This is a genomic window from Neobacillus niacini, from assembly GCF_048572935.1.
Classification (GTDB): Bacteria; Bacillota; Bacilli; order Bacillales; family Cytobacillaceae; genus Neobacillus; species Neobacillus niacini.
In genome coordinates, this window is sequence record NZ_CP183883.1 from 1,150,550 (window position 1) to 1,176,058 (window position 25,509).

Sequence of the window (25,509 nt, forward strand, 5' to 3'; positions counted from 1 at the left end):
ACAATGGTAGTAAGGGGGAGAGTAGAGATGAAGAGAAAAACAAAGGTACTTTTTAGCATAAGTCTTATGATAATGGTTGGTTTGATCGCGGTGCTTGGCAGCCGGTTAACGGCAGCCAGCGGTGAGCTTGATTTGGTAAAAATCGCTGACGCTTTTCAAACAGAAGATATTTTGCTCGAAGAATGGTCGTTTTATGCAAGGGAGCATTTGGTTGACCTCACTACAGAGAAAGAAGTGCAGGGCTATGTAAAGGAGCTTCAGCAAAAGTTTCCTGATTGGGATTGGTCCACAAGGAAGACCAGCGAAAAATGGGAAGTAATAGCAGTATCTCCAACTTCTAAACACCACACAGAAATGCTTCAATTGATGGCAACCCACACAAAACAACCTGTTAATGCGTATATAGTATATAGGGTCAGCGGTAACGAGTGGAATAAGGAGATGGAGTCCTTTTTCACGAAGAATCAAGTCAAAAATAGGCTATCTGACATATTTCGAGGAAATCCAACAATTTTCTCTGGTATGAAGGGCAGCATCAGTGATAAGATGGATAAAGCTGTTCCGACTATGACAAGTGAGTTAATGGAAATTTTTGATGCAAAAGAAATCGAAGCGTTAAAAGAGGATAATTTCATGTCTGTATCGGCGAACTCGCCAATGTTTTCAAACTCCATAGCGCGGGACATGAATTTACAAATTGGCATACGCTCCGAAGGATTGGGCGCAAAGACTACCATTGTAGTTGGCACACCAATCATTACGATTGAATATTAATATAGAGAAAATGGACGCGGAGGGGAATACTCTTGGAAAAGATCATCGTCCGCGGCGGAAAAAGGCTATATGGAACCGTTAAAGTAGAAGGCGCAAAAAATGCGGTCCTGCCTGTACTCGCTGCCACATTATTAGCAAGTGACGGAAAAAGTGTAATTCGTGATGTACCTACACTCTCCGATGTATACACAATTAATGAAGTATTGCGCAACTTGAATGCGGAAGTTGCCTTTGACAATAATACAGTTGTCGTTGATGCATCTAGAGTGTTGAAAGAAGAAGCGCCGTTTGAATATGTTCGTAAAATGCGTGCATCTGTCCTCGTGATGGGTTCTTTATTAGCGCGCAATGGCCGTGCTCGTGTAGCCCTGCCAGGCGGATGTGCGATTGGTTCTAGACCGATTGATCAGCACCTTAAAGGTTTTGAAGCGATGGGTGCAAAGGTAAAAGTAGGAAATGGATTTATCGAAGCGGAGGTTGATGGCCGCTTAAAGGGAGCAAAAATATACTTGGATTTCCCAAGTGTGGGTGCAACCGAAAATATCATGATGGCGGCAACCTTAGCTAAGGGAACTACTATCATAGAGAACGTAGCAAAGGAACCGGAAATCGTTGACCTAGCGAACTTCTTGAATAAAATGGGGGCAAATGTCCGAGGCGCAGGCACGGGCACTCTTCGTATTGAAGGTGTCGATGTATTATTTGGTACAGACCATAACATCATTCCTGACCGTATCGAAGCAGGAACTTTCATGGTTGCTGGTGCCATTACAGGTGGAAATGTCCTCGTTCAAGGCGCAGTTCCTGAACACCTTTCTTCTTTAATTGCAAAAATGGAAGAAATGGGCGTAACAATCATTGAGGAAGGTGATGGCGTCCGCGTCATCGGTCCTGAAAAGCTTAAAGCTGTTGATATTAAAACGATGCCGCATCCTGGCTTCCCAACAGATATGCAATCACAAATGATGGCGCTCCTGCTTCGTGCAGAAGGCACATCAATGATCACGGAGACGGTGTTCGAAAACCGCTTCATGCATGTAGAGGAATTCCGCCGGATGAATGCTGACATTAAAATTGAAGGGCGTTCTGTTATATTAAACGGACCTTCTAACTTACAAGGTGCTGAAGTAACGTCTACAGACCTTCGTGCAGCAGCCGCTTTAATTTTAACAGGGTTGGTTTCTGATGGTAATACACGCGTTACGGAATTAAAACATTTAGATCGTGGATATGTAAACTTCCATGGAAAATTAGCAGCTTTAGGCGCGGATATCGAACGTGTCAAAGAAGCAGAAGAAGCTTTTACAGAAGTGGAAAGCTTTATTACGGATATGAACGCATAAAATAACGAGCCGAAGAGCGTATCTAGTGAGATGCATTCTTCGGTTTTTTATTATGTATATTAGTTTTCTGAATATTCTAGAATCTATTTTTAGTCATAAATGCTTGTCCCCCTCCATATGATGGAATGAGAAAGCAGCCCAAGAAGGGTGCGCAAATTTCATAATTGGAGGCTCCTACATGAAAAAATTCAAACCACTCATCCTACTAGCGTCATTCTTATTTGCCCTCACCTTACTCATTCCAGCCATTTTAGTATTGCCTTTTGGGGATGGAAAGGTCAGCGGTAAATTAGGTGAAGACCTGTCCAACAAAGCCCCAAATACCGAAAATACCTCTACAGCAGACGCAGCAGTGGAAGTGGCCGTTTACCGCTCTTCCATCGGACAAATCGATAACGTTCCACTAGAAGATTACCTGGTTGGGGTAGTGGCAGCTGAAATGCCTGTTGAATTCAAGGAGGAAGCTTTGAAAGCACAAGCCCTGACAGCTAGAACTTATATCGTAAAAAAAATGCTTAGTGATGACAAGATTGGAGTTCCAGAAGGCGCACAGGTGACGGATACGCAAATCCACCAGGTCTATCTCAGTGAAGCGCAAATGAGAAACAACTGGGGAATGGAATTTGAATCGAACTACGCGAAGATCCTTTCAGCCGTTCGTGCAACGAGTGGTCAAATCTTAACCTATGACGGTCAGGCCATCGATGCCTCCTTCTTCTCCACCAGCAATGGCTACACCGAAAACTCCGAGGACTATTGGAACAACGAAATGCCTTACTTGCGCAGCGTATCAAGCCCATGGGACAAAAACTCTCCAAAATTTAATTCGGTGAAAGAAGTTACCGTCAAACAATTTGAATCGGCCCTCGGCGTTAAGGTCGGTACGAGCGGGACGATTGGAAAAATTGTTGAGCGTACTGCTGGGAAGCGGGTCGCGAAGGTTGATTTTAATGGGAAGGTCCTGAGCGGGAAGGAAATACGAGAAAAATTGGATTTAAGGTCGTCTGACTTTGATTGGGAACGGAAAGGAAACAGCATTGTGATTACCACCCGCGGCTTCGGACACGGCGTTGGCATGAGCCAGTATGGCGCAAACGGCATGGCTGCTGCTGGGAAGGATTATCAAGAGATTGTAAAGCATTACTATCAGGGTGTTGAGGTGACCTCAGCGGATAGCATGATCGCGACGATTACGGCGCAGAAATAAGTTTATCGGAGCCAGGCCTCATGGGGGTCTGGTTTTTTTTATGTGGTGTTGTAGCGGTTGGGGTGGCGGCGGGGGCTGAATTTGTTAGGCAGGTAAACTGAGGCAGGTAAGATGAAATCTATGCAGGTAAGCCAATAAAATCCGCAGGTAAGGAACATATTTTGGCAGGTAGGGGATTTTTATATAAAGAGGTAACTAAAAAAGCGCACCTGAATCTGTGATTTATGCGTAATTTTGAGATTAGTATCCAAATTTTAGGTGTTTATATACTTCAGGCTGGCTATTTCAATGTTGGGGGTGGGCGGCTGAATTAGTTAGGCAGATAAACAAAGCAAAAATGCAGGTAAAAAGGAATCTATGCAGGTAAGTAAATAAAATCTGCAGGTAAGGAAAATATTTTTGCAGGTAGGGGATTTTTAATATAAAGAGATAACTAAAAAAGCCTATCTGAATCTGCGATTTATGCGTAATTTCGATTTTGATATCCAAATTTTGGGTAGTTAAATACCTGAGCCTGGCTATTTCAATGTTGGGTGTGGACGGCTGAATTAGTCAGGCAGATAAACAAAGCAAAAATGCAGGTAAAATGGAATCTATGCAGGTAAGCAAATAAAATCCGCAGGTAAGGAACATATTTTGGCAGGTAGAGGATTTTCATATAAAGAGGTAAATCAAAAAAGCGCACCTGAATCAGTAATTTTTGCGTAATTTTGAGGTTAGTATCCAAATTTTGGGTATTTAAATACCTAAGCCAGGCCGCGGCCTGGCTATTTCAATGTTGGGTGTTGGTGGCTGAATTAGTTAGGCAGATAAACAAAGCAATAATGCAGGTAAAAAGGAATCTATGCAGGTAAGCAAATAAAATCCGCAGGTAAGGAACATATTTTGGCAGGTAGAGGATTTTTAATATAAAGAGGTAACTAAAAAAGCGCACCTGAATCAGTGATTATGCGTAATTTTGAGATTTATATCCAAATATTGGTTATTTAAATACCCAAGCCAAGCCGCAGCCTAGCTATTTCAATGCATGCCAGAGCGGCCTAATTACTCAGGCAGATAAACAAAGCAAAAATGCAGGTAAAATGAAATCCGTGCAGGTAAGCAATCAAAATACGCAGGTAAAGCGCACATTTTGGCAGGTACACAAAAACTCCTTATTTCTGTAACAACTTTTATAAAGGAATTCCACACTAAAAAGTAGAATGAATGACAAAAATAGAAAGGAATGCTGCGAATGATAGCTAAACCATGTGTGCCACCGCCAATTCTGGAAAAGTATCATATTTTAAAAAGGAGATTATCAGAAAGTCATATCACAAAATTAGAAGTGATGACCGATATGAATAACCGCATAACTGGTTTTAGTGGAGAGGAATCAGTTATGAACTTCCACCTCGAACCAATATCAAACATGAAATTCAAAATTTATCACGACCTCCGATTATTCTACGGCAACTATTACTTCCAAATAGATATCCTCATCCTGTGTGCCTACTTTGCTTTGGTGCTTGAAGTGAAGAATTGGGCAAGGGATTGGCACTTCGAAAAGGTTCTTCATCAGACTATGACCGATAATAATGGCAAATTGGAAAGAACGAAAAATCCTATTTTTCAAGCAAGGTTACAGGCGTTTAAGTTGAGGGAATGGCTTAAGCTGCAGAATATTACGGGTATACCCATCCAGTATTTATTCGTCAACAGTAATGAAAATTCTAATATCATCATCCAAGAGGACAATAAATACAAGTGGAACGTATGTAATAGCGAATATTTGTTAGAGAGAATTGATCAAATCGACAATGAATTCAAGATTGAATTACTAGACGAAAAAGAATTGAGAAAAATAAACAAACTCCTATTAGCCAATCACACTCCTGAAACTATCGACCTTCTCCAAAAGTATCATCTTTCACACAATGATATACTAACAGGCGTTCACTGCCCCAATTGCGATCATTTACCCATGAAATATTATGCCGGGACGTGGAAATGTCCAACATGTCGAACACAATCAAAAACAGCCTTCCTAAACACCATCCAAGATTACTTTCATTTCATTAGCCCCACCATTACTAATGCAGAGGCACGCAGATTTTTACAAATCGATTCACCGAAAATGGCTCATCATTATTTAAATTCAGCAAACCTAAAAAGTACAGGAACTTTCAAATCCAAAATCTATCACCAATAAAAAACCACCGCGCAAAAAACGCAGTGGCTAAAACTTCCTCACAATCCCAAGCATATCCCGTAACCTCACAAATCGGCCTTTAAACAGCGCTCCCTGAATGAAATAAAAACACACCAATATCCCTGTGACGTCCTTAACAAGGTCAAACCAGGAAGCAGAGCGATAAGGGTAGAAGGATTGGTGGATCTCGTCTGTCAGCCCGTAAAGCCCGGCTATGACGGCGCAAAGGATGTTTAACCGCGCAGTAAACTCACCCTTACGAGTAAGGATGGCCAAAACTAGCAATACATATAGAATCGCGAACTCTATCAAATGCAGGGACTCCTTTATAAAGCGGTCAATCTCTGAATCCGGGAGTTCCACAAAGTGATTGGATGGCAGGCTCGACATAATCCAAATGACTGCCATATAGGCAACCGGAAGTAGTCGTAATACGTATTTCAAAAAAATTTCCTCCTTTATGCATAAAAAAATAGGGTTTATCGAAAAATAAGTACAAAAAATTTTTTTGCTAGTGTATATAATTCTACTTATCTGTTCAGAATGATTGCTGAGGTGATGAAAATGAGAGAGGAAGAAAACAAACGATCTTCTCAAAGTTCCAGTGTAAAACGCTTTTTCAAAAAGCGTTGGGTATTTCCAGCCATTTATATCGCAAGTGCAGCAATCATTCTGACAGCAGTCCTTTGGTATCAAAGCAGCGACAACGCAACAGACAAGTACGGTTACGAGTCTTCAGACCTAACAGGTAAGAAGAACGATACTCCAGCACTTGAAGTGAACTCGAGCTTAGAGAACTTGAAAATGCCTGTGAAGGATCCAATGAGTGCCGTTGTCAAAATGGAATTCTATGATTTCAACGCAAGTGAAGACAAACAGGAAGCAGCATTAGTATTTTACAACAATACCTATGTTCCGCATACTGGTGTGGACTTCACATCGAAAGATGGCGAAACATTTGAAGTAGTATCTGCCCTAAGTGGAACAGTTACGAGAGTAGAAGAAGACGCTACCCTTGGTAATGTCATTGAAATCGAACACGATAAAGGTATTGTAACACAATATCAATCCGTTAAAGATGTTAAGGTTGAGGTTGGCGATAAGGTTAAACAAGGACAAGTTGTTGCCATGGCTGGACAAAGCTTGTTTGATGAAGAATCTGGAACGCATGTACATTTTGAAATCCGTAAAGATGGTGTAGCGGTTAATCCGACTAAATTTTTCAATAAACCAGTAAGTGATTTACATGACGCCAATACAACGGAACAAAAATCAGTAAGTAATCCAAAGCAACAAATGATAGAAGAACCAACTGGTGAAGAAGAAGCTCCTGCGAAAGAGGAAGCTCCATCTAAGGATGAAAAAACTCCATCTAAAGATGAAAAAGCGCCATCTAAAGATGAAACTCCATCCGATGACGAATCTTCAAATTCTACAGAAAAAACAAACTCTTAATAGTAACAAAGGGGAAAGGGGAATTTACCTTCCTCTTTTTTTTTTTGCCGTGGCTCTTTTCTTAAGCCGCTTTAGGATTTCAACCACAATCTTTAAGAAAACAACCTTTACTTAAATATGTTAAAATGGTAATAAAAGGGGGGAGTTTTTTTGAAAAAGATGATGGTGCTGCTGTTAATGGCTGTATTGTTCGCTGTTGTTACAGCAGGCTGCAGCAAGGAGCCGACGCCCGAGGACCGGTTTGACGCCTACATAAAGCTATGGAATGAGCAAAAGTTTGATAAGATGTATGATTACCTAACGGAAGGTTCAAAAGAGGTAATCTCGAAGGAAGACTTCACGAACCGCTATCAAAAAATCTACGACGACCTGCAAATTAAAGACCTCAAGATGACCTTCAAAAAACCGGAAGAAGAAGAACTGGCAAAGGACGTAGACACCGTCACGTATGACTTTTCCGCGTCCATGAACAGCATTGGTGGAGAAATCCAATTTACACACAAAGCAAAGATGAAAAAAGAAGAACATGACAAAAAGAATAACTGGTATGTCGACTGGAACACGACGTATATTTTTCCACAGTTGAAAGATGGCGACAAAATTGGCATCAGCAGTGTGAAGCCTAAGCGCGGCGAAATTTTTGACCGGGCAGACAACCCGCTTGCTTATAACGGGCAGGTATACGAAGTCGGCGTGGTTCCTGGGAAGATGGAGGGGCAGGAAGGGCCTGTCATTGCGCAATTATCCAGCCTGTTAAAGATGACACCGGAGAAAATCAACAAGGCGCTAACCGCCAGTTGGGTAAAGCCGGACTTGTTTGTACCGTTAAAAAAGGTATCGATGGAGGATCAGGAGCGTATCCAACAATTAATCGCCTTAGAACCTGTCCAAACGAAAAAGGTAGAGGCCCGAATTTATCCGTTTAAGGAAACGGCAGCACATCTAATCGGTTATGTTGGTTCTATAACCGCTGAGGAGCTGGAAAAGTTAAAGGATAAAGGTTATACAAGTGCAGACATCATTGGAAAAAGAGGGCTCGAAGAAGTGTTTGACGAGCAGCTTAAAGGAAAAAGCGGTGTAAAAATCACGATTAAAAAACCGGATGGCACAAGCGAAGTACTCGCTGAAAAGCCGGTCGAGGATGGCCAGAATCTAAAGCTTACGATTGATATTGAGCTGCAAATGAAGATATACAACCAGCTTAGCGGTGAGGCAGGCGCAGGAGCGGCGATAAATCCGGTAACAGGCGAGACGCTGGCACTTGTAAGCTCTCCATCGTTTGACCCAAATCAAGCCACCCTGGGCTTCTCAACGGACGAGTGGAACCAATTACAGGAAAATCCACAAAAGCCGATGACAACTAGATTTAATAAAGCATATGCACCTGGTTCTGTGTTCAAGCCGCTCACAGCGTCCATCGGGCTAAAGAATAACATTATTACACCAGAGCAAACAATGGATATTAAGGATTTGAAATGGCAAAAGAGTGCCTCATGGGGCAATTATTTTGTCACGAGAGTCCATGAAGCGAACCCAGTTAATTTAGAAAAAGCAATGGTGTTTTCAGATAATATTTATTTTGCACAGGCGGCATTAGGAATTGGTAAAGACAATTTCAGTGCTGGGTTGAAGGAATTTGGCTTTGAAGAAGAGTCGGACTATCCGTTCCCACTTGAAAAATCAACAATTGGTAATTTGGATAAAGAAATCGCCTTAGCAGACTCCGGCTACGGGCAGGGGCAAATTCAAATGAGCATTGTTCATTTGCTGCAAACCTATACTCCATTTGTAAATGGGGGGAATATGATTAAACCAAGTCTTCTTCTAGATACAGAAAAAAGTGAAAAGCAAGTTATCCCACCTGAAATCGCAGCAACACTTTCATCGCAGTTACGAAAGGTAGTTGGTGATTCGGAAGGGACAGCACATTCTGCAGATATGGCAGACTACCCGCTCGCAGGTAAAACCGGTACCGCTGAAATCAAACAAAAGCAAGGTGAAAAAGGGACGGAGAACGGCTGGTTCATTGCTTACAACTCCAACTCACCAAGTGTGATGGTTGCGATGGTGGTCGAAAATGTTCTGGATCGCGGCGGTTCGCAGATTCCAGTCAAAAAAGTGAAAAATGTCTTTATGGAGCTCAAGTAACAGGAACCAGTCTTTGGTTTCTGTTTTTTTTTAGGATATTTGGACCAGAAAAAAGCAAAAATAATAGTTAAAAAAACAGGAGAATTAAATTGAGCCAATATCCTCAAACCCGAAGACAAAGAGCGTATTTAACTCAATTTTCAACCACTGTACTTTACCCCAGGAACCCATGGGTGGTGGCGTTTTTTTCATTTTCTTATCCAGGCTTTGGCCATTTATTGCTCCATCGTTATATTGCCGGACTTATCCTCATCCTCTGGGAAACCTTTATTAATCATAATGCAAAAATAAATCTTGGAATATTTTATTCATTAACGGGTGATTTTGCAAAAGCAATGGATGTGATCGACGAACAATGGCTGATGCTGTATGTGGCGATCTATATGTTTGGAATTTGGGACGGGTACCGACAGGCGGTAGACATGAATAAACAATACATTTTAGCCGAACGAGAGGACGCGCCAATACAGTCGATTGCGATTGGGACGTGGGATATTAATTATCTCGATAAGCGAAAACCATGGGTCGCCGTTCTGTGGTCGGTATTGTTTCCAGGGCTAGGACATTTATATATTCACAAAGTCATTGTCGGATTTTTTATCTTTGCTTACACGGTGGCAATCATGTATTTTGGACATCTGCCACAGGCTATTCACCTTACCATGGTAGGAGAATTTGATTTAGCGAAAGACATTTTTGAAATTCAATGGGCGATGTATTTACCTTCAATCTATTTTTTTATTCATTACGACGCATATATCGGGACGATTGATTACAATATTCTTTTTGAAAAAGAGATGAAAAAATTTTTGCGGAAAAATTACCAAAATAAAGAGTTTAAATTTCCTATTTAGAAGTGGGTTGAGTAGATGTTTGTTATTGCTACTTTTGAGAATTCCATTTACATTGAGTTAGCGATTACAGCTTTAGAGGAGCAGGGGATCTCGAAGGAGTTGATTTTAGCCGCTCCGCTTGATAAGCGAAAAGAACTAAGAAATCTATTTGATACGATACATAAATCGGATGGTTTTAGTTTATTTGACGGCCCTGCGATTCTAGGAACCTGTTTGATGCTGTTAGGAGCTATATATGGATATGAACTGAAATGGGGACCGATTCTCTGGGGGATCATTGGAGCGGTTTCTGGTATCCTTTTGGGATTTCTCATTAAAATGCTAATGCTAAAAAAATCTAAACGGGGCGGCAAACATATTACATCTGAAATTGTCCTTATGGTTCGATGTGAAGATCAAAAAGGAGAATTGGTTGAAAAAATCCTCTGGGACCATCTTGCGCTCGGGCTGACCAAAATATAAAAATACCACCTCATTAGGGGTGGTATTGGTATTTTTCGAGGTCGATGGTTCCGTTGAGTCCAATTTCTATCCCTTCGCTTTCAAGAGAGAATAGCTGCTCATGATAGGACTCATCATCCTGGAGGGCAATCTGCCCCTTACTGTTGACGACACGGTGCCAGGGAAGGCGATGTTTCCTGCTCATTGAATGTAGGGCGCGGACAACCTGACGTGCTGCACGCGGGCTCCCAGCCTCTCTGGCAATTTGTCCATAGGTCATCACCTTTCCTTCGGGAATCGGTTTTATTATCTCAATAACTCTTTCTGTAAAAGGCTGCATCGGTCAATTCCTTTCTGTCTGCTTGTTCTATTATAAAATAAAATTATTTTCAGTAAAATTTTCATTCGACAATTTCTCGCGACAAATTTCTCAGGAAATAATCAAATCACGTGTTATATTTCCTCTCTTAATCCTATTGCCATGCGCATTACAGCATTTTCGCAGCGGTGTCGAAAAAGGCACTGTTGTCATTAATTTTCGATTAAAGTTTCCGATTTTTCAAATAATTTACAGGAAATCTGGTCCTGTTTGGATAATTCGTGCATATTCTCGTATCCAAGCTAATAAAATGGTTACAAACCTTTACAAAGAGAGTGTTTGAGGTGCAGAGTCGTTTGAGATTTTTGTGGATTTAGTTGGGGACATGATTATTCATCGTATTGCCGCATAATTGCATAAATGGTGACAGGCACCGCTCGTGGACACTTTCCACCTGAGGTGGACAGTTATGTGGAAACAGTATTTCGTCTTAGTGATAAGCGGGTCTCATTTCGCACTTCTCACATCCAATTTAGGGAGGGCGAGTGGTGTGCACGATTACATCAAAGAGAGAACTATCAAGATTGGAAAGTATATCGTGGAGACGAGAAAAACGGTTCGTGTTATTGCGAAGGAGTTTGGCGTATCCAAAAGTACTGTCCATAAAGATTTGACAGAGAGGCTTCCTGAAATAAATCCTGAACTGGCAAATGAAGTAAAAGAGATTTTAGATTATCATAAATCGATCAGACATCTCCGGGGTGGAGAAGCAACGAAAATGAAGTACCAGAAGGAAGAAAAAGAAGGTGAGGCTGTTAAATAGGCCGACTTTCAGAAGAATCTCTGCAATAAAGAAAAATGTTTTAAAATGGCCATTTTCAAATGACTTCTTGGAGCATTCTAAGATAGTCGGGAAAAGGGCCATTTTTAATGTTGGCTGTGTTATATAATGCTGTTGATTTGCGCATCAGAAACCAGCATGAGTAAAATAATCGGAGAATTTCCGGATTAATGCAGAATGGAGCTTTTTTGGGAATAGCTAAGCGAAGGTTTTCGGTTATGTAAAGCAAAACATCACATTTTTGAAATTCTCAAGCCAATAGGCGGAATCTCTCCGTTTATTTGAGCTTTTTTAATAAAGAATTATTAATTTTAGCGGAATTCCTCCGTCTATTTTTACATACTTAAAATTAATGAAATCCACAGCCTAATGGTAAAAAAGGCATGTATTCTCTATCAATAAATTTTTTCCGACAAATTTCTACGTTTTTTGGGATAATAGTATGGAATTTTTATGGAATATGGTACAATTAGCAATTAGGAAAGTATGACCGTTTCAAGGAGGAAAGAATAGAGAATGTTTGCTAGGGATATTGGGATTGATTTGGGAACGGCTAACGTGTTAATCCACGTAAAAGGCCGCGGAATTGTATTGAATGAGCCATCTGTCGTAGCAATAGATAAAAATACGAATCGTGTTCTTGCTGTTGGTGAGGAAGCTCGCCGCATGGTAGGACGTACACCTGGTAACATCGTCGCGATCCGCCCGTTGAAAGATGGGGTAATCGCTGATTTTGACGTAACAGAAGCAATGTTAAAACATTTTATTAATAAGTTAAACGTGAAGGGCTTTTTATCAAAACCACGTATTCTGATTTGCTGTCCAACAAACATCACAAGTGTTGAGCAAAAAGCAATTAGAGAAGCGGCTGAAAAAAGCGGAGGTAAGAAGATTTACCTAGAAGAAGAGCCGAAAGTGGCAGCAATTGGGGCGGGTATGGATATTTTCCAGCCAAGCGGTAACATGGTTGTCGACATCGGTGGCGGAACAACCGACGTAGCGGTCCTTTCAATGGGTGATATCGTTACTTCTTCCTCTATTAAAATGGCCGGCGACAAGTTCGACATGGAAATTCTTAATCACATCAAGCGTGAGTACAAGCTTTTGATCGGAGAACGCACAGCTGAGAATATTAAAATCAACATCGGTACTGTATTCCCAGGATCACGCTCGGAGGAAATGGAAATTCGCGGACGGGACATGGTCAGCGGCTTACCGCGTACGATTACGGTTCGTTCAGAAGAAATCGAAGGTGCATTACGCGAGTCTGTGTCCGTGATTGTTCAAGCGGCTAAGAGTGTTCTCGAGCGTACACCGCCAGAACTTTCTGCAGACATCATCGACCGCGGCGTTATTTTAACAGGCGGAGGAGCCTTGCTGCATGGAATCGACGCATTACTTGCAGACGAGCTGAAAGTACCAGTCTTAGTGGCTGAAAATCCAATGGACTGCGTAGCGATTGGAACAGGAATCATGTTAGACAACATTGACCGCATTCCAAAGCGAAAACTAGGTTAATAAGGTAGGACCTCTTACCAATTTAAAAGTCTAATGACCTCAATCATTGGGCTTTTTATTTTGGATCTATATGACCGTGGAACAAAGATTTTTCGCCACTTTTTGCCATGGAAATACTTTTTCAGCAAAAAATTGCTGTTTATTCCCTAAATATTTTTTATAATAGAGTATAATATAAAAAAAACAACAAAAGAATGGACAAACTATCTGTCCAAGACAATAGATGGATTTCGGTTAAAGGGGAATAAGAAATGTCAGTAGATCATCTAAACCAGGTGAAAACGAGGGAAGAGTATAAAAAGACAAAAGGCGATGAGCGGAAAGGTCCTGCCAATCAAAAGACCCCTAACGTTCAAAAAGCCCAAAAAGAAGACGCTGTAAATAAGCGTGTACGGATTCGTTTGATTCCCATTTGGCTTCGAGTCGTTCTTTTGGTCATTTTTACTGGTGTTTTTTTGGTTGCAGGTGCTGCGGTTGGCTATGGTTTACTCGGTGGTGGGAATCCGGGAGATGTGTTAAAAGGCTCTACTTGGACACATATTATTGATTTAGTTGAAAAAAAATAAACGAGGAAGGGTTTCTTGCCCTTCCTTTTTGTATGCTCTTAATAGTAAAATGTATATATCTGTTCCTATGAGGAGGTACTAATTATGTTAGATGTACAACAAATAAAAGAAATCATTCCCCATCGTTATCCCTTTTTGCTTGTTGATAAGATTTTAGAAGTAGAAGAAGGGGTAAAGGCAGTCGGAATTAAGAATGTAACTGCGAATGAAGAATTTTTTAATGGCCACTTTCCAGATTATCCTGTTATGCCCGGTGTGCTAATCGTTGAGGCGCTTGCACAGGTTGGGGCAGTAGCCGTTTTGAAAAAAGAAGAAAATCGCGGAAAACTGGCATTTTTTGCAGGAATTGACGGCTGTCGTTTTAAAAGACAAGTTAAGCCTGGCGACCAGCTTCGACTTGAAGTTGAAATTATTCGCTTACGTGGACCAATTGGAAAAGGAAAAGCAGTGGCAACAGTAGATGGAGAAGTCGCATGTGAAGCTGAAATCACATTTGCTTTAGGAAAATAGTCGGAGTTTTTCCGATTATTTTTTTTGTAATAGTCCTTTCATACTTGGGGAAAATAACTTAAGACCGATAAAAGGGTCAATATTTTTCCTATGGAAAGGGGCTTTTACGTTTGAAGAAAAAGCTGTTTTTTTTACTAGCAAGTGCGCTTCTATCAGGATCTATGTTAGCGGGTTGTAATAATAATGATAACAACAATCCGCCGCCGCCAACGAATGACAATACACCGCTCGATGATAATAACAACCTAGACAACAATAACGATTTAAACAACACCAACACGCGCTATAACAACGATAACAATATGAACAACAACCGTTATAACAACGGGTTGAACGACAACAACTATCCAGAAAGCGAAGACAAAAATACGAACACTGATAAAGATCCGGCCAAAGACAGAAATACACCACGGGAAGATATTGTGGAAGACGACATTGATATGAACGACCGCGACAACAAAGACGAATAAAGGACATGGGGCAGGCTAAAGCAGCCTGTCCTTTTCCTATTCGTGTTTCATTTTGAGCTTTGGTTTGCGCTTCATTTTGTCCCTGAATTCTTCGAGCAAGGCCTGACCGCCAAGGCCCTTTTCAAGCAGGCTGTCGAGCAGAAGTTCAGAGTAATCACTTCGATTGCGGCGTAATCGGCCTTCAAACAAGACGCTTACGTGGTTCTGGAATTTATGCAGTGAAGCAATTTTGGTTTGGAAGTAGGCAGGGTCGTTTTCGCGTTTTGTTATTACCGCTTGCACAATCACCTCGCGGCTTTGTTCGTGGATTTTTTGGAAGTAGTCGTAAAGAGATAAATCAGTATAGGCTTCAAGCAGCCAGCTAGCGCGTTCATTTTCTTTATTGATAATTAATCCGTCTTCTAATGGAACTTCGATGGAATTCCCGTCCTCAACAACTTCTAAAGCGACTAACTTAAAGGTTTTCATCTGCAATACCTCCGTTTACCGTTTATCGTGTCACATTTTCTAAATTATAACATATCAGTACGAGAAGCAAATGTCGAAAAAAATTTGTCGTATTTTACAATTTGGATATTTGGTCATAAATACTTGTTTAGAAAAGGCAATTTTACCTGGGTGAAAAACCAATTTTGAAGCAAAAAACACGGTTGAAAGCCGAATTTAACCGTTTTACAAACTAGTGGTCAAGGTCTATGATTAAGCCATCAAAAGGAGAGGAGAAAATGGTATGATCAATCAAGTCACGCTTGTGGGAAGACTTACGCGGGATCCGGAATTAAGAAGAACAAGTGATGGGCTGCCTGTCACGACTGTGACTCTGGCGGTTAGCCGCCAATTCCGAAACCAGCAGGGGGAAATTGAAGCAGACTTTGTCCAGTGCACCATTTGGAAAAAGGCAGCTGAGAATACTGTCCAATATTGTCGAAAGGGTTCTGTTGTCGGTGTTACAGGCAGGCTTCAAACCCGTCATTATGATAATAAAGAAGGGAAGCGTGTGTATGTAACAGAAGTGGTGGCCGAATCCATCCAATTCTTGGGGGCGAAGCCAAACTATACAAACGCTGAATCGCCACCGCCAGTTAGGGTGACGGTTACGAAGGAGGAGCTTCCGTTTTGACAAATCATGATGATGTAGCCACTAGTTTAGAGCAGCTGCTTGAAAGTTTGATAAAAATGGTTGGCCGAGCCAATAAAAATAATGGCAATCTACAAATCAAGATCAATGATATGAATGAAAGCATCGAAAGCCTTCAAAAGAGAATCAGCCAGCTAGAATGGATTATGAAAGGGCAGCTAAAGGAAAGAGATTGGGGCCCAATCAGAAATTACCCCACACACCCGCACACACATACACCATCCGAAATTCACGACCACATCTCACATTTCTGAAAAACTTCTCTGCTGACGTCGTCACTTGGGTTATTTTTGGTAAACAAAACGGTTCCTTTTTTTAAAAATTTTCCCCGAAAGTTGAGGTTCCTTTGTTAAAAGATAAACGATTATCCTCTAAACTAATCCTCATTCTCCGGCCACGAAGCGCCGGAATTTTTTTGTTAATAATATGTATAACTTTTCTCGAGTCGGGTAAACTAGTACAAAACCCCCTGTGTTTTATTTTTCAAGGCCGCTGATAATCGATCAGCGGCCTACTTTTTTAGATATTTTTATGTTTTTTACTAGCTTTAATCTGATAGGTTAATAAGTCGATAAAAAACGCCCGCCTTTTGGGCGGCATAAGAAAGATATCAAGTAGATTCCTTTTCAAATCAGGTTCTTGTTGGAGCAGTTGGAGGATAATTCCCAAATCATGGTCCTCCAGGCTTTCTTTTGTCATGTATCCAGGCTCCTCAGCCTTGGGTAGCAGTTGGTCTAGTTCCTCTACTAAATACTCCTTATCCACCTGATAAAGATCAGCAAATCGGATGACCGTTTGGTAGGTGGGAATGCTTTTTCCAGTTTCATACCGACTCACTGTCGAGCGGTCCATATTCATCATGTCTGCCAGGGTTTGCTGGGACCAGTTTCGATTGTCGCGCAGCTTGCGCAATTTATCCGATAAAGACATCCTTTTCACCGCCAATAAACAATTGATGTTTTTAACTTAACGGCAAAAGAAATGTCATAGTTCGAATGTGAGGTATATGCACGGAGTTTCATGTGAAAACAATGCACATGCGGGATTTAATCAAGTTTGGATTTATAGAAGAAAAAAGGAGAACGAAAATTATTGTCGAATAATAAACAAAGATGTAAATATTTGTCTTAATGGAGGTCATATACATATATGCCAAACTCGTTAATATTTATTGGGGAACGACCGAGCCACTTAGAAATGCATATCAAAGGAAAACCGGAATTCTACGATGCCATGCTGCTCTCAAAAAATCCTTCTTCACAACTGTCATACCATTCTATCCCTCTTCATCAATCAAGAGTTACCATCCTCATTCGTGAGAATAACTGCCAATTTAACTGTCACCATCAATCCTTGCAGCTGATCGAAGGCGAAAGGCCGCTTTCTGAGGACGATGCTTACGATATATTCACGAACTTTGCCTTTATGGAAGACAACAAAGTCGCTTTCATCATGCTTTCAGGTAAGAACAGAATGAGACTGCGAGAAAAGGAGGGGCCTAGGGCTCTGTCTGCCTATGCATATGAAAAACTTGATGGCTAAGTTTTGTAATAAAAGCTGAGCTTGTGAGAGGGAAATTTCGACTAATATTACAAGAAGATAACAAAGAAAACAGGAAAAAAGGGTCTCGAAATAATTCGAGACCCTTTTCCAGTTATTCGAGTGAAATTCCAACCCAACATTCACCATGCATTTCACAAAATAGACAATAAAACCCCAATTTTTTCCCCTCTGCGCGTGCAAACCACTCAATTAAACACCATTATAATAGCGTAAATAGAACATATGGAAACAAACTGTCCGCCCCACGTGGGCAAAATGGCTGAAATGTCCACGAGTGGTGACAGGCACCGCAATAGTACCTATATTTTTCATCTGTTTATGTTGTTTTCCTCTGTTATATGACAATTTGTGATAGAGTTTTAATGTTTTTGTAATATAACTGGCATATTGTCATGGTATAAATAGATTAATAGAGAAGGGGGAAAACGTATGCAACTTGTAAGGCGTATGATTTTCATGTTTCTAACATGCGTAATATTGGTGTCAGGTACCGTAGTGGCACATGCACAATCAAGTAAGGAAGCTTTACATAGTGTGGAGCAAGAGCTTGAACAAAAGGCAAATGAGAAGAACTCTATTAGCAATGAAATTAATAAGCTAAACAAAGAGATGGAAGAATTACAGACATATATTACACAAAATAGAGAAGCCTTAGCAGAAACTCAGAAGAGAATTGATGCAACACGCCAGTTAATCGAACAGAAAAAAGAGGAAATTGTCTTCCTTGAGGATAAAATCCATAACCGTAAAGATGTAATGAAAAGCAGGTTAGTGGCTTTACAAGAAGATGAGAAACTGAATGTAGCCATCAATGTCATCCTAGAGTCAAAAAGTGTTGCTGACCTTATTCAACGTGCAAGTGCAGTAACCACTCTGTTTAACGCAGATAATGAAATTATTAAGGATCAAGAAACCGATCTAAAACAAATCGAAGAAAATGTAAAAGTAATTGCTGAGCAAGAGCAACAGCTGGCTGTAGAACAAGAAAATCTTGCAAAACATCAAGCTGAACTTGATCTTAATTTACAAAAGAGACAAGAATCTTTAACCGTTATGCAGCAAAAATATAGTCAAGTGAATCAAGAAATGGCAGGAATTCAAGCACAGCTTCAAGCTGCGCAAGAGCAAGTTCGTCAAGAACAAGCAGCTGCAAGAGCGATCGCAGCAGCCAACGCTCCTGCACCAGCTGCAGCTGCAGCTCCAGCACCAACAGGTACGCCGGGCAAAGAAATGTATGTAACGGCGACTGCTTACAGCTGGCAATCCGCAGGAAATGTTACTTACATGGGCCACAATATTAAAGAAAATCCGAATATCAAATTAATCGCGGTTGATCCATCTGTGATTCCATTAGGATCAAGAGTTTGGGTAGAAGGCTATGGTGTAGCGATTGCTGGTGATACCGGCGGCGCCATCAAAGGTCATAAAATTGATGTAGTAATGCCAGACAATGCACATGCTATCGCATGGGGCAGAAAAACGGTTAAAATCGTCATCTTAAATTAGGAAAAAATATTAGAGATCTTACATCTTTACTAGATGTGGGATCTCTTTTTTTATACCCATAGTATTTTGTATTCAAACATAACAAAAAACCAGTCCGAAGACTGATTAGGGTTTACAGACGGTGCCTGTTGGTGACAGGCACCGAATATACAAGGTTGGCTTACTAAATGTTTCATGAGGCCCATTTGATAGGCTGAATCCTACTTTTTGACCTTATGAATGTTTCATGAGGGCCATTTTTGCTGCAAATTCTTTTCTTTGGGCCTTATGAACGTTTCATAAGAACCATTTTCCAAGCTGATTCCCTTTTTGGGGCTTCATGAACCATTCATGAACGATTCATGAGGGCCAAACATCTATCCTAGATACACCAAATCTTTCAGTTCATCTGTAGAAAGTTCGGTGATCCAGTTTTCACTTTGGATGATTTGGTCGTTTAGGTGTTGTTTTTTCTCCAGCATGGCGTCGATTTTTTCCTCTAGTGTCCCGGTGCAGATGAGTTTATGAACGTGAACGAAGCGGGATTGACCGATTCGATAGGCTCTGTCTGTTGCTTGATTTTCGACTGCAGGATTCCACCAGCGATCGTAATGGATGACGTGGTTGGCTGCCGTTAGATTCAGCCCGGTTCCTCCTGCTTTTAAGGAAAGCAAGAATACTGGGAACTCCTGATTTTGAAACCGCTCAATCATGTTATCACGCTGCGACTTTGGTACACTTCCGTTCAGGAATGGCACCTCAACCCCAAACTTCTTCTTGATTGTCGAACGAATCATCTCGCCCATTTCGATATATTGCGTAAAAATGAGACAGCTTTCGCCAGAGTCTAAAACGGCATCCACAAGGTCGACAAGCTTCTCCAATTTATTTGAGCGATCTAGAAGCAGCCGATCAGCTGATTTTTCCTTCAGATAAAGAGCAGGGTGATTGCAAAGCTGCTTCAGTCTGCTGAGCATTTGTAAGATTAATCCCTTGCGCTCAAAGCCTGACAGCTTTTCAATTTCAGCAAAGGTATCACGGACCAGCTGCTCATACAACGAGGCCTGCTCGGTTGTAAGCGGACAGTATTCTTTTTGTTCCTGTTTGTCAGGAAGATTGAGTGCCACTTCTTCATCCTTTTTCGTCCTTCTCATCAGGAATGGACGGATTAAGGATTGCAGCTCATTGACCTTTTCCTTTTTCTCATCCTTCTCAATTGGAATGACAAATTTCTTCTGGAACTGCCCCAAACTGCCAAGATAGCCATGATTGGTAAAATCAAAGATTGACCACAACTCGGATAAACGGTTTTCCATCGGAGTACCAGTCAAGGCGATGTGATGGCCGCCGTGGAGTCTCCGCACCGCCCGCGATTGCTTTGTCCCGGCGTTTTTAATATTCTGTGCCTCATCAATGGAAATCGAACTCCACAAGATCGACTCGAACTCCTCTGAGTCCATATGACTTAACCCATACGAAGTCAAAACGACATCGACATCTTTAATCTTTTCCTTAAAAGCATCTTCCTTCAAGCGGTTCGAACCGTAATGCAAATACACATTCATCTCAGGAGCAAAACGTTCAAGCTCCTTCTGCCAGTTGCCCAAAACGGAAGTCGGACAGATAATCAGTGCAGCCTTAACTGGTGTTTTTTCAGTGGTGCTTTTTGTACTATCTTTAGTAGCAGTTCCGTCCGCGGTGCCTGTCACCATGTCAGGAATTGCCCCGATATCGTCTTTCACCTTCAATAGATACGCGATTAATTGCACGGTTTTTCCTAGCCCCATGTCATCGGCAAGGACAGCGCCAAATCCGTATTGACGCAGAAACCAGAGCCAGCTCATTCCTAGTTGCTGGTAAGGACGGAGTTCACCGTGCAGACCTGCAGGAACTTCTTCGAGCGGTATCTCATGTGCTTCAGATAGCTGCTTAATCATTTTTTTCCATTGGCTATTTAATTCGATTTGGATTCGTGCGAAGGCTTTTGGATTTTCGAGTTCATCCTCTGTCGGTGGAGTTTCAACCAGTTCCTGCTCGAGTAAATCCCGTACATGTAATCCTTCTTTTTCGGCACGTTTCATCAAATCCTGAATTTGTCGAATAAAGCCTGGGTCAAGCTTCACCCAGCGCCCACGAATGAACACGAGTCGACGTTTTTCTTCGACAAGCTGACCAAACTCTTCCTCGGACAGGTCGACACCATTCATGGAAAAACGCCAGTTGAAATCAAGCATCGCCTGCAGCCCGACAAAGGACGGACGATGGCTGGAGGAACCTTTTAAAGACGCCTTCACCTTTAAGTTGGCATTCTTCATTGCCTGCCACCAAGCAGGGAGGAGGATTTCCACATCTAAAGCCACAAGGGTTTCACTGGCCTCAGTCAAAAACATCCAAGCTTCTTCCTCACTGAGTCCCGATTTCAATGTCACTCCGTCTTCACTCAGCCACGGGATTAACTTGGCCCAGCGTGATTGCTCACGGTCGACTCTTTCCAAAAACGGCTTCCATCGAGCAGGAATCTTCGCCTCCAAGCCATAAACATCATCGACATTTTTTTTACCGCGCAAAAAGACATCCAGGTTCCAAGGTCCTTCTCCATCCAGAGGTTCCTCTAACCTTAATCCAATCGTGAAAGGAGTATCGCTCTCCTTGATTCCGACCCATTCAAGCCAGGACTCTTCGTCAAAATAGCGTGCCAGTTCACCACCCGAAATACCTTGTTTTCTCAGCAAGGCAAGCTTCGGGCCAAACAACTCTTTCATCGATGCATTTCGAGTTAGATAGGAATCTAACGCATGGTCATATAAATCAGAAATAAATTTCTGTACGGTTTCAGAGTTTTCATCTTGGGGGTCCACTTCCTGATCCCAAAAGGAAGGGTCAAACTCATCTTCCACCCGGAGGGGAAGCTTCCAACGGAACTCGCCATTCTCCCAAACGGAAAAGTCAGGCAGCCAATCCTTCTCAAGTATTCCCTCATGGAGAGAGTGGGCGGCAGCTAAACAAATTTCCGATTGTTCACTCCAATCCCATTGAATAAACCGGTTGAACGACTCCTTCGCAAAAAGAGAAACAAGGTGCCAGCCAGTCACCACAACACCCTCGATGCCATCCACTGACTCCGTCTCCAGAAGCGTGCCAAAAAAGCTCTCATCATGACGGCTGAACAACACATTCTTCCACTCAGAAGGAGGTAATCCATACCCGTGCTCATCCTCAGCAGCCAAAAGATATCGGCCATCATCTAATTTAATTGTCAGAAGCTTAACAAATCTAGTCTTCAGCATCGTAAAGTTACTCCTTTTACTGGGGGTGGGGGACAAATTTTAGGGTTCCTACGGGACAAAATCCAGGTCCTTGTTTAGAGATAATATCTATATGTACAAAAACCAAATTAAATCACAAACACAGCAACCAACTGTCCACCTGGGGTGGAAAGTGTCCACGAGCGGTGCCTGTCACCACAGAAAGACACTGTCCACGAGCGGTGACAGGCACCGCCCAATAGCCACCCTCCACCAATTATTCCTCTATAAGTTTGCTCCGTCTGCATTCTTCGTGGAAGGCGCGGAGTCTTTTGGTTTTGTCCATTAGGTTGTCGAGGAAGTATTGCCAGTCGTCGACGCGTTTGATTTTTTTGTATAGTGTACGCAGCTTTTTTAGGTACCGAACGGCGGCTTTGTAGCTGGAACGGTTTTTTTGATTGATTTCGTGCAGCGCCGATTGGTGCAGCATGCCGAGCAGGACTTCTGGATTTTCCTTTTCGATTACCTTAACCCGCTCGCGAGGCAGGTCGTAAAAACTCCAGCCCATGAACGCCTGGAGGTCACCCCATTTGTCGAACTGCTTCCGTTCAAACAATGAATGTTCATATTCTGTATAGCTATAAGGCAAAGTCGCGAGCATGGCGCGCTCATATAATTCAACCTTCCCATTCTCCGAAACATAAGGGGAGATTGCCTTAAGCGCCGACCGGGTAAAAGACGCACACGAATGGTAGGTCCGGAGAAAATCTAAATAGCCTTTAAGTTTAGAGATAAAAAGCTCAACTAGCGGTCCAACTCGTTTCCATGCTTTTGTCTGTGACAATAGTTCAATCCAATGAAGCATATAGGGCGTAATAACCTTATCATCAATTTTATTAATCAAGTCCAAAGCCAGCTCATCTTTTTGCTGCAGAAGACTGATATGAATCCCAGCAACCAAGAGCGGATTCGGATTCTCCCAATCCTTTAAAGACTTCAGCCGGTCATTAATCAATATGATTTCTTGCTCACGCCATTCCTTCTTTTTAAAAAGGTTAGTCCAGAGTAGCCGGTAGAGATAGATCCGTTCCTGCTCAAGGTCCGAACACACAGTCAACAGCTCAAACACTTCATCTTTTAATTTTAAAATAAACTGATCAAAGTCAAACGGCAGCGATTGAACACCAATTTTCAAGACAACCACATCAGCGTCCTCAATTAAATTATGGAACACAGAGAGGTAGGCACGTCTGACAACATCTTCAGCAAACCCCGATTCCACGGTTAAGACCGCAAGCTTCTTAAATGAAACGACAATCCCGACCATTTCATAGAGCAGCCGCCATTCCTGTTCCACGGGAGCACTCGCTTTAATCCGTCGTTCGTAAATATTGAATAACTCCGCAATGATAAAAGCGCTCGAATATTTTTTCGAATTGAGTATCGTGTCAAAGCTGACTTCGAATGATTCAACCCAGCGCCCGTAATCAGGCTTCATCACACCGTTCGCTTTGATCAAATCCTTTGCCTTCTGAAGTCCCCAGTTCGCAACATCATTCTTCTCCTTCATCGGTTCACGCCACTCGGCAACCCACTCGGCTACACTGCCGACTTTCGAATATGCAGCAAAAAATACAGCCATCTGGTGGCGGCACAGTCCTTCGTGAGGACAAGTACAACTATTTAGCGATAAATGTGAAAAATTCAGTTTTACATGGCAAGGCGTCACGTCCTGTACCATCGCAGTAATTTGGGCATTCCATATTTGTAATTGCTTGACCATCCCTTGCCGGTACAGCATTAAGCCCTTTTGAACGAGCTTTACATCATCGGCCGCATGCGGATGCAGCAAATCTTTCATTTCTTCTGCAAGAAGTTCGATCCGTTCATTAGCAGTCGTTGCCTCCAAGCCGCGACCCCCTTTTTAGAAAAATCCATATTCCTATATTATAACCAAAAATTGCCCATTCGAGGAGAGAAATGAGGATTTCTATTCAGAACCCGCTTTTTTATGAAAAAGATTGTGGTTTTACGTGGCGATTTGGAATTTTACGTGAGCCGATTTGGAATTTTACGTGGGAAAATAACAATTACGAGCTGATCCGAAATTTCACGTGCTGAAATATAAATCCACCACCCCAAAAACAAAAAAAGTCCAGGCGGTTATCAACGCCTGGGCTTTAGATATTTTCCATTTCGGTGGTGGTTGGTGGATTCTGTCCTAGTTGATTTGAGACAATGTCAAACAAGTGACTTAAGTATTTACTAAGCTCGAAGCCTTCTTCATTAGCAAACTGTGATAATAGCAATTTTGATTCATTCATGGATTCCGTCCCCCTTAAGATTACCTTCTATCATTACTTTTCCCAATCTATCATTCTCTTATACATAAAAAATAAATTTTTTACGTTCAACCTTAAATCCTTGTCCACTTACAAGGTATGTCTATACCTGAGAATTGGTGACAGCAAGACACGCAAAAACCAGCCCCAGCACCGCTAGGACTGGTAAATTTTTTTATAAATTTTCAACTGAATTTATCTCGTGAGTAACCCCAGGTTCCTGTGTTTCCGTGTCAGACGTGAACCGTTCCAGCCCTCCTGTCGCACAAAACAATACGAGCGCAATAAACAACGCAATTAACAGCCTTTTCATTGAAGTGATCCCCCAGTTATTTCCTTTTATCTCTACTCAATAAGACGTCAGTAAAGGCATTTGGTTCCATAAAACCGTTTGACAAAATTCGCACTCCTCAAGTTGCTTTTCTAATATGGCTATGTTATATTATTTTTCGTACAAATGACCAAATTGGTATTTTAGTCAGTTTTGGAGGTGAAGGGATTGGCAGTAATTGATCGGAAGAAGTTGATACTAGAGGCAGCAGCGAAGTCTTTTTCCTTGTATGGGTATAAAGCAACGACGATGGATCAGGTTGCGAAATTAGCCAATGTGGGGAAGGGAACCATTTACACCTTTTTTAAAACGAAAGAAGAGTTATTTGATGAAATCATCAGTTCGCTTATTGCTGATATTCGATTTGAAGTGGAGAGTGCTCTAGATGATTCAGCTTCGATCCTTGATAATGTGAATCATGTATTAGCCCGGGTTCATGAATTTCGGAAATCGCATCAATTGACGATTAAATTGATACAAGAAGAACGTGACATGGGCACGCAAACGGTCGTAGAAGCGATGCAGCGGGTGGAGCAATCCATCATCCAATACATGAAGGGTATTATTCAAAAAGCGATCGAGAAGGGTGAAATCAAATCCTGCGATCCTGAGATTACAGCCTTTGTGATGCTGAAAATGTACTTTTCTTTGGTGAATGAGTGGCAAAGGAACCATCCGCCATTAAAAAAAGAAGAAATCGCTAAGCTCTTTGAACTCTACCTATTAAAAGGCTTATTAGCATGAGTCTTTTATTTTGCAGTAAAATGA

General features: G+C 41.7%; 26 protein-coding genes. 18 read left to right on the forward strand and 8 right to left on the reverse strand.

The genetic code is table 11. The features are described from left to right. Positions 1 to 27 precede the first annotated feature (27 nt). From ACN6MT_RS05500 to ACN6MT_RS05515, 4 genes are all read left to right on the forward strand, one after another. Complete coding sequence (locus ACN6MT_RS05500; protein WP_419955036.1) at positions 28 to 774, forward strand: YwmB family TATA-box binding protein; 747 nt, start codon at positions 28 to 30, stop codon at positions 772 to 774. Positions 775 to 806: 32 nt separating this feature from the next. Then, positions 807 to 2,117, forward strand: a complete 1,311-nt coding sequence (gene murA / locus ACN6MT_RS05505; RefSeq protein ID WP_419955037.1) for a UDP-N-acetylglucosamine 1-carboxyvinyltransferase — start codon at positions 807 to 809, stop codon at positions 2,115 to 2,117. A gap of 178 nt (positions 2,118 to 2,295) precedes the next feature. Further along, positions 2,296 to 3,324 carry a stage II sporulation protein D gene (gene spoIID / locus ACN6MT_RS05510; protein WP_063254772.1) on the forward strand — a complete coding sequence of 343 codons (1,029 nt, stop codon included), beginning with the start codon at positions 2,296 to 2,298 and terminating at the stop codon, positions 3,322 to 3,324. Between the two features lie 1,234 nt (positions 3,325 to 4,558). After that, entirely contained in the window at positions 4,559 to 5,515 is a 957-nt protein-coding gene (locus ACN6MT_RS05515; protein WP_419955038.1) for a nuclease-related domain-containing protein, read from the forward strand. A 27-nt stretch (positions 5,516 to 5,542) separates the two neighbouring features. Here the strand turns inward: ACN6MT_RS05515 and ACN6MT_RS05520 are convergent, their stop codons facing one another. After that, positions 5,543 to 5,959: a VanZ family protein gene (locus ACN6MT_RS05520; protein WP_419955039.1), complete on the reverse strand. Its 417-nt coding sequence runs from the start codon at positions 5,957 to 5,959 to the stop codon at positions 5,543 to 5,545. Positions 5,960 to 6,079: 120 nt separating this feature from the next. Here ACN6MT_RS05520 and ACN6MT_RS05525 point away from each other — a divergent pair, with 120 nt between their 5' ends. From ACN6MT_RS05525 to ACN6MT_RS05540, 4 genes are all read left to right on the forward strand, one after another. Beyond that, positions 6,080 to 6,970, forward strand: a complete 891-nt coding sequence (locus tag ACN6MT_RS05525) for a M23 family metallopeptidase (RefSeq protein ID WP_063254775.1) — start codon at positions 6,080 to 6,082, stop codon at positions 6,968 to 6,970. A 159-nt stretch (positions 6,971 to 7,129) separates the two neighbouring features. Next, complete coding sequence (locus tag ACN6MT_RS05530; protein ID WP_419956384.1) at positions 7,130 to 9,118, forward strand: penicillin-binding transpeptidase domain-containing protein; 1,989 nt, start codon at positions 7,130 to 7,132, stop codon at positions 9,116 to 9,118. Between the two features lie 89 nt (positions 9,119 to 9,207). Further along, on the forward strand, positions 9,208 to 9,972 hold the full coding sequence (locus tag ACN6MT_RS05535; protein ID WP_419955040.1) for a hypothetical protein: 765 nt from the start codon (positions 9,208 to 9,210) through the stop codon (positions 9,970 to 9,972). A 15-nt stretch (positions 9,973 to 9,987) separates the two neighbouring features. After that, a complete protein-coding gene (locus ACN6MT_RS05540; RefSeq protein WP_419955041.1) occupies positions 9,988 to 10,434 on the forward strand; it encodes a hypothetical protein in 447 nt (148 codons plus the stop codon). 13 nt (positions 10,435 to 10,447) lie between these two features. On the opposite strand, the gene ACN6MT_RS05545 is transcribed toward ACN6MT_RS05540, so the two are convergent. Continuing rightward, positions 10,448 to 10,753 (reverse strand): MGMT family protein, encoded by a 306-nt coding sequence (locus ACN6MT_RS05545; protein ID WP_419955042.1) that lies wholly within the window; start codon positions 10,751 to 10,753, stop codon positions 10,448 to 10,450. A gap of 529 nt (positions 10,754 to 11,282) precedes the next feature. Between ACN6MT_RS05545 and spoIIID the strand changes: the two genes are divergently transcribed. The 5 genes from spoIIID to ACN6MT_RS05570 all read left to right on the forward strand — a co-directional run bounded on the left by spoIIID (position 11,283) and on the right by ACN6MT_RS05570 (position 14,637). Then, positions 11,283 to 11,555 (forward strand): sporulation transcriptional regulator SpoIIID, encoded by a 273-nt coding sequence (spoIIID, locus tag ACN6MT_RS05550; RefSeq protein WP_007086083.1) that lies wholly within the window; start codon positions 11,283 to 11,285, stop codon positions 11,553 to 11,555. Between the two features lie 534 nt (positions 11,556 to 12,089). Continuing rightward, the gene (locus ACN6MT_RS05555) at positions 12,090 to 13,091 is read left to right on the forward strand and encodes a rod shape-determining protein (protein ID WP_063254779.1); all 1,002 of its coding nucleotides are present in this window, start codon (positions 12,090 to 12,092) and stop codon (positions 13,089 to 13,091) included. A 251-nt stretch (positions 13,092 to 13,342) separates the two neighbouring features. Further along, complete coding sequence (locus ACN6MT_RS05560; RefSeq protein WP_063254780.1) at positions 13,343 to 13,657, forward strand: DNA-directed RNA polymerase subunit beta; 315 nt, start codon at positions 13,343 to 13,345, stop codon at positions 13,655 to 13,657. 84 nt (positions 13,658 to 13,741) lie between these two features. Then, entirely contained in the window at positions 13,742 to 14,167 is a 426-nt protein-coding gene (gene fabZ / locus ACN6MT_RS05565; protein ID WP_063254781.1) for a 3-hydroxyacyl-ACP dehydratase FabZ, read from the forward strand. A 110-nt stretch (positions 14,168 to 14,277) separates the two neighbouring features. Then, the gene (locus ACN6MT_RS05570) at positions 14,278 to 14,637 is read left to right on the forward strand and encodes a hypothetical protein (protein WP_419955043.1); all 360 of its coding nucleotides are present in this window, start codon (positions 14,278 to 14,280) and stop codon (positions 14,635 to 14,637) included. A gap of 36 nt (positions 14,638 to 14,673) precedes the next feature. Here ACN6MT_RS05570 and ACN6MT_RS05575 read toward each other — a convergent pair whose 3' ends face one another. After that, positions 14,674 to 15,105: a YwpF family protein gene (locus tag ACN6MT_RS05575; protein WP_063254783.1), complete on the reverse strand. Its 432-nt coding sequence runs from the start codon at positions 15,103 to 15,105 to the stop codon at positions 14,674 to 14,676. A 262-nt stretch (positions 15,106 to 15,367) separates the two neighbouring features. Here ACN6MT_RS05575 and ACN6MT_RS05580 point away from each other — a divergent pair, with 262 nt between their 5' ends. Together ACN6MT_RS05580 and ACN6MT_RS05585 are read left to right on the forward strand one after the other, a co-directional pair. Next, on the forward strand, positions 15,368 to 15,757 hold the full coding sequence (locus ACN6MT_RS05580; RefSeq protein ID WP_419955044.1) for a single-stranded DNA-binding protein: 390 nt from the start codon (positions 15,368 to 15,370) through the stop codon (positions 15,755 to 15,757). After that, on the forward strand, positions 15,754 to 16,029 hold the full coding sequence (locus tag ACN6MT_RS05585) for a hypothetical protein (RefSeq protein WP_419955045.1): 276 nt from the start codon (positions 15,754 to 15,756) through the stop codon (positions 16,027 to 16,029). Before ACN6MT_RS05580 ends, ACN6MT_RS05585 begins: the two co-directional genes overlap by 4 nt. Positions 16,030 to 16,294: 265 nt before the next feature. Here the strand turns inward: ACN6MT_RS05585 and ACN6MT_RS05590 are convergent, their stop codons facing one another. Beyond that, positions 16,295 to 16,705, reverse strand: coding sequence for a helix-turn-helix domain-containing protein (locus ACN6MT_RS05590; protein WP_419955046.1), 411 nt, complete (start codon positions 16,703 to 16,705; stop codon positions 16,295 to 16,297). Between the two features lie 219 nt (positions 16,706 to 16,924). Between ACN6MT_RS05590 and ACN6MT_RS05595 the strand changes: the two genes are divergently transcribed. Together ACN6MT_RS05595 and ACN6MT_RS05600 are read left to right on the forward strand one after the other, a co-directional pair. After that, on the forward strand, positions 16,925 to 17,317 hold the full coding sequence (locus ACN6MT_RS05595; protein ID WP_419955047.1) for a hypothetical protein: 393 nt from the start codon (positions 16,925 to 16,927) through the stop codon (positions 17,315 to 17,317). A 450-nt stretch (positions 17,318 to 17,767) separates the two neighbouring features. Then, complete coding sequence (locus ACN6MT_RS05600) at positions 17,768 to 18,844, forward strand: 3D domain-containing protein (protein ID WP_419955048.1); 1,077 nt, start codon at positions 17,768 to 17,770, stop codon at positions 18,842 to 18,844. Between the two features lie 356 nt (positions 18,845 to 19,200). Here ACN6MT_RS05600 and ACN6MT_RS05605 read toward each other — a convergent pair whose 3' ends face one another. From ACN6MT_RS05605 to ACN6MT_RS05620, 4 genes are all read right to left on the reverse strand, one after another. Further along, on the reverse strand, positions 19,201 to 22,110 hold the full coding sequence (locus ACN6MT_RS05605; RefSeq protein WP_419955049.1) for a DEAD/DEAH box helicase: 2,910 nt from the start codon (positions 22,108 to 22,110) through the stop codon (positions 19,201 to 19,203). 235 nt (positions 22,111 to 22,345) lie between these two features. After that, positions 22,346 to 23,977, reverse strand: coding sequence for an SWIM zinc finger family protein (locus ACN6MT_RS05610; RefSeq protein ID WP_419955050.1), 1,632 nt, complete (start codon positions 23,975 to 23,977; stop codon positions 22,346 to 22,348). 271 nt (positions 23,978 to 24,248) lie between these two features. Then, a complete protein-coding gene (locus ACN6MT_RS05615; protein WP_419955051.1) occupies positions 24,249 to 24,392 on the reverse strand; it encodes a hypothetical protein in 144 nt (47 codons plus the stop codon). A 193-nt stretch (positions 24,393 to 24,585) separates the two neighbouring features. After that, a complete protein-coding gene (locus ACN6MT_RS05620; RefSeq protein ID WP_419955052.1) occupies positions 24,586 to 24,723 on the reverse strand; it encodes a hypothetical protein in 138 nt (45 codons plus the stop codon). 195 nt (positions 24,724 to 24,918) lie between these two features. Between ACN6MT_RS05620 and ACN6MT_RS05625 the strand changes: the two genes are divergently transcribed. Continuing rightward, positions 24,919 to 25,485 carry a TetR/AcrR family transcriptional regulator gene (locus ACN6MT_RS05625; RefSeq protein ID WP_063254825.1) on the forward strand — a complete coding sequence of 189 codons (567 nt, stop codon included), beginning with the start codon at positions 24,919 to 24,921 and terminating at the stop codon, positions 25,483 to 25,485. The last annotated feature ends 24 nt before the right edge of the window (positions 25,486 to 25,509 follow it).

Coding starts and splice junctions, on each gene's coding strand:
- ACN6MT_RS05620 (WP_419955052.1), bottom strand. CDS start 24,723: ATGAAAAGGCTGTTAATTGCGTTGTTTATTGCGCTCGTATTGTTTTGT.
- ACN6MT_RS05615 (WP_419955051.1), bottom strand. CDS start 24,392: ATGAATGAATCAAAATTGCTATTATCACAGTTTGCTAATGAAGAAGGC.
- ACN6MT_RS05600 (WP_419955048.1), top strand. CDS start 17,768: ATGCAACTTGTAAGGCGTATGATTTTCATGTTTCTAACATGCGTAATA.
- ACN6MT_RS05590 (WP_419955046.1), bottom strand. CDS start 16,705: ATGTCTTTATCGGATAAATTGCGCAAGCTGCGCGACAATCGAAACTGG.
- ACN6MT_RS05605 (WP_419955049.1), bottom strand. CDS start 22,110: ATGCTGAAGACTAGATTTGTTAAGCTTCTGACAATTAAATTAGATGAT.
- ACN6MT_RS05575 (WP_063254783.1), bottom strand. CDS start 15,105: ATGAAAACCTTTAAGTTAGTCGCTTTAGAAGTTGTTGAGGACGGGAAT.
- fabZ (WP_063254781.1), top strand. CDS start 13,742: ATGTTAGATGTACAACAAATAAAAGAAATCATTCCCCATCGTTATCCC.
- ACN6MT_RS05580 (WP_419955044.1), top strand. CDS start 15,368: ATGATCAATCAAGTCACGCTTGTGGGAAGACTTACGCGGGATCCGGAA.
- ACN6MT_RS05500 (WP_419955036.1), top strand. CDS start 28: ATGAAGAGAAAAACAAAGGTACTTTTTAGCATAAGTCTTATGATAATG.
- ACN6MT_RS05545 (WP_419955042.1), bottom strand. CDS start 10,753: ATGCAGCCTTTTACAGAAAGAGTTATTGAGATAATAAAACCGATTCCC.
- ACN6MT_RS05525 (WP_063254775.1), top strand. CDS start 6,080: ATGAGAGAGGAAGAAAACAAACGATCTTCTCAAAGTTCCAGTGTAAAA.
- ACN6MT_RS05560 (WP_063254780.1), top strand. CDS start 13,343: ATGTCAGTAGATCATCTAAACCAGGTGAAAACGAGGGAAGAGTATAAA.
- ACN6MT_RS05515 (WP_419955038.1), top strand. CDS start 4,559: ATGATAGCTAAACCATGTGTGCCACCGCCAATTCTGGAAAAGTATCAT.
- ACN6MT_RS05530 (WP_419956384.1), top strand. CDS start 7,130: ATGATGGTGCTGCTGTTAATGGCTGTATTGTTCGCTGTTGTTACAGCA.
- ACN6MT_RS05540 (WP_419955041.1), top strand. CDS start 9,988: ATGTTTGTTATTGCTACTTTTGAGAATTCCATTTACATTGAGTTAGCG.
- ACN6MT_RS05595 (WP_419955047.1), top strand. CDS start 16,925: ATGCCAAACTCGTTAATATTTATTGGGGAACGACCGAGCCACTTAGAA.
- ACN6MT_RS05555 (WP_063254779.1), top strand. CDS start 12,090: ATGTTTGCTAGGGATATTGGGATTGATTTGGGAACGGCTAACGTGTTA.
- spoIID (WP_063254772.1), top strand. CDS start 2,296: ATGAAAAAATTCAAACCACTCATCCTACTAGCGTCATTCTTATTTGCC.